3 protein-coding genes are annotated in these 1,901 nt (G+C 39.4%); 2 read left to right on the forward strand and 1 reads right to left on the reverse strand.

Annotation, left to right across the window (positions count from 1 at the left end; genetic code table 11):
• Positions 1-147: 147 nt before the first annotated feature.
• Both AY606_RS16330 and AY606_RS14195 read left to right on the forward strand, forming a co-directional pair.
• Positions 148-510: a hypothetical protein gene (locus AY606_RS16330; RefSeq protein WP_171255420.1), complete on the forward strand. Its 363-nt coding sequence runs from the start codon at positions 148-150 to the stop codon at positions 508-510.
• A 34-nt stretch (positions 511-544) separates the two neighbouring features.
• Positions 545-1,704, forward strand: a protein-coding gene (locus AY606_RS14195) for an IS3-like element ISAcsp3 family transposase (RefSeq protein ID WP_155858226.1) whose coding sequence is annotated in 2 segments (ribosomal slippage) — positions 545-779 and positions 779-1,704 — 1,161 coding nt in all. Because the reading frame shifts where the segments join, the coding sequence is not laid out codon by codon here.
• A 71-nt stretch (positions 1,705-1,775) separates the two neighbouring features.
• Here the strand turns inward: AY606_RS14195 and AY606_RS15965 are convergent.
• Positions 1,776-1,901, reverse strand: a 126-nt coding sequence (locus AY606_RS15965) for a helix-turn-helix domain-containing protein (RefSeq protein ID WP_502692133.1), incomplete at its 5' end; no start/stop codon positions are given.

A 1,901-nucleotide genomic window follows, 5' to 3' on the forward strand; every position in this document is an offset into this window, starting at 1 on the left:
AACCTATGCGGGGAAAGCAAACTCTTCTTTTAAAATAACGAAGCCATTTCAGTTTTTAGGAACACAATAAATCAGATAGGTCTTAAAATCATGATAAAAAAATTATGTATGGTATCAAGTATAATTTTAATAGCAGGCTGTAGTTCCATGTCTCCTGAGAAAACTTCTAATATAGGGGTAAAGGGGCTGTTAATATGCCAAACCAATGAAATTTGTCCGATTGTTACAGTAGCTTGGAATGAATCATTTAAAGATATATTAAAAGTTAAAATGAGCTTAAATAGTACATATCAGCAATATGATATACATAAAGTCATACTTACAGATGGGACAAAAACTCATTCATTTAATGTAAATGGCCCAACTGAAAATGATTATGCCTTTGCAGCTTATCGCTCTCGCAACAGTATCATGATTCCGATAAATCTTATGGCAGATTTCTCTAGCTCTCAAAATATTTCTATGAATATATTGATCCTAGCCAAAATAATGGACAGCACTTCCCTCTAAAGATAACGTAACGTTGACTTTGGAGATACAAGAAATGGCCAAACGTTTTAGTCCTGAATTTAAACAGCAAGCAATTGATTATGCACTTTCAAACTCACACGAGTCTGTAGCTGCAGTCGCCCAGAAATTAGGTGTGGGTTATTCAACATTAGATAAATGGATTCGTGAAACCAATCCAGCAGGTTCAAGCAAACGTCAACTTTCACCAGAACAACAGCGGATCTTGGAATTAGAGAAAGAAGTCAAACAGCTCAGGGAAGCCAATGACATCTTAAAAAAAGCGCATGTGTACTTTCTGACAGATCATGCCAAGAAAAGTACACGGTAATTCAAGATCTAGATATGAGCGAAGTCACTATCTCTTCTGCCTGTAAATGCCTGGGTGTCAGCACTTCAGGCTATTATGCCTGGCGAAAACGCCAGGCCAATACAGCGCAGAAATATAATGATTTAAAAGCCGTATATTGGCAGCATCATGCACGATTGGGTGCACCTTCATTGGTACATGACATGCATGATTTAGGTTACAGCATGAGTGAACGCACTGTTGGAAGAATGCTGAAAAAGCTGGGTTTACGCAGCAGGATTGCGCGTAAATACAAGCATACGACTGATTCAAACCATCGTTTGCCTACAGCACCCAATCTGTTAGAGCGTCAATTTACAGTCATTCAGCCTAACAAGGTTTGGACAACGGATATTACCTATATCCGTACCAAGCAAGGTTGGCTATATTTATGTGTGATGCTGGATCTATTTAGTCGTCGTATTGTGGGGTGGCAAACCAGCCATCGAATAGACCGTCAATTGGTGTGTGATGCGTTTCATTATGCAATGGCTCGTCAGGGGTATCCAATGGGTGTCATGGTACATTCGGATCAAGGCTCACAGTACTGTAGTCGTGATTTTAGAACGCTATTATTAACGAATAACTGTATTCAAAGCATGTCACGCAGAGGGAACTGTTGGGATAATGCAGTGACCGAAAGCTTTTTTCATACATTGAAAGGTCATGTGGTACATGACAGTGTGTTTGCCACCCGAAAAGAGGCGAATGCTGTCTTGTTTGACTATATTGAGATTTATTACAATCGGGTCAGAAGGCATTCTGCAAATGGTTGGTTAAGCCAAGAAGCTTTTGAACAGAAATATTTTAAGAATTTAGAGGGATCGGTTGTCCACAATACTGTCTAGGATCATATATACAGATCATGGTGTCATATCTAGATATATCCTAAAAGGTAATTTAAGAGCACCTATATTTTTTAGATCAGGCCTGGATGTGCATCAAGAATACGAATTAGCGTGACTGCTGGCCCAGTTGGGTATCTACGCCCTTGTTCCCAGTTTTGTAGCGTTCTCGCACTGATATGCAAACGTGCTGCAAATTC

This window comes from Acinetobacter sp. SFB, assembly GCF_001647545.1.
In the GTDB taxonomy this organism is placed as follows: Bacteria; Pseudomonadota; Gammaproteobacteria; order Pseudomonadales; family Moraxellaceae; genus Acinetobacter.